Annotated in this window: 1 pseudogene; it reads left to right on the top strand. The window is 58.8% G+C overall.

What is annotated here, in order from left to right:
- Positions 1–1080: pseudogene (locus tag HX815_RS32060) on the top strand (RHS repeat protein); the annotation flags it as partial.

A 1080-nucleotide genomic window follows, 5' to 3' on the forward strand; every position in this document is an offset into this window, starting at 1 on the left:
TTCCTACAGGTATGACGACGCCTGTCGATTGATTGAAGCGACCAACGCTGTCGGCGAAAGCGAACGTTATCGGTACGACGATCAGCAGGTGATCCTGGAGCGGGAACTGGCCGGTGGGGCGAGTTTCTTCTGGGAGTGGGAACGGTCCGGCAAGGCGGCAAGGTGCGTCCGGCACTGGGCCAGCTTTTCGCAGATGGACACGCGGTATGTGTGGGACGACAACGGCACGGTCACCGTGCACAACGCCGATGGCAGCCAGGAAGTCTACGTACACGACCAGCGCGCACGGCTGGTGCAGCGGATCGATCCGGACGGCGCGCAGCACTTCAAATCCTACGACGAAAAAGGCCGGCTGACGGTCGAGCAGAATCCACTGGGGGCGGTGACGGCGTATCAGTACGACGACGCCGGTCGGTTGATTGCGCTGTTTCCCGGGGACGATGCGCCGACGTCCTACGAGCATGACAACGGGTTCGTACGGGTTGTGCGCCGTGGTGACGCGGTGTGGAAATACCAGCGTAACGATCAAGGCGATATCACTCGCAAGACTGACCCGGACGGCAATTACACCGAATACACCTACACCCAACACGGAAAGCTCACGGGTGTTTGGTATCCGGATAACAGCAGCCAACGCTTTATCTGGAACGAACGCGGCCAGCTCATTGAGGAAAAACTGGCGAATGGCGGTGTGCGGCGTTATCGCTATGACGAGCTGGGGCGGCAGGTGGCTTGCGAGGATGAGCATGGCGCACTGACCCAGTATCAGTGGGACGCCGTGGGTCGTTTGCTGAAAGTGATTCAGCCTGACGGGGCCACACGCGAATTCAGCTACAACCCGTACGGAAAAATCACTGCTGAGCGCGACGAGTTGGGCAGCGTCACCCGCTACGAATACGCCGATGGTTTGCACCTGATCAGCCGTCGGATTAATCCGGACGGCACGCAGCTTAAATACCGTTATGACAATGTTCGGTTGTTACTCACCGAGATCGAAAATGAGGTTGGGGAAACCTACCGGCTTGAGTACCACGCCAACGGCCTGATACAGCAGGAAATCGGGTTTGATGGGCGCCGCAC

It is taken from the genome of Pseudomonas sp. E6002 (genome assembly GCF_013385565.1).
GTDB lineage: Bacteria > Pseudomonadota > Gammaproteobacteria > Pseudomonadales > Pseudomonadaceae > Aquipseudomonas.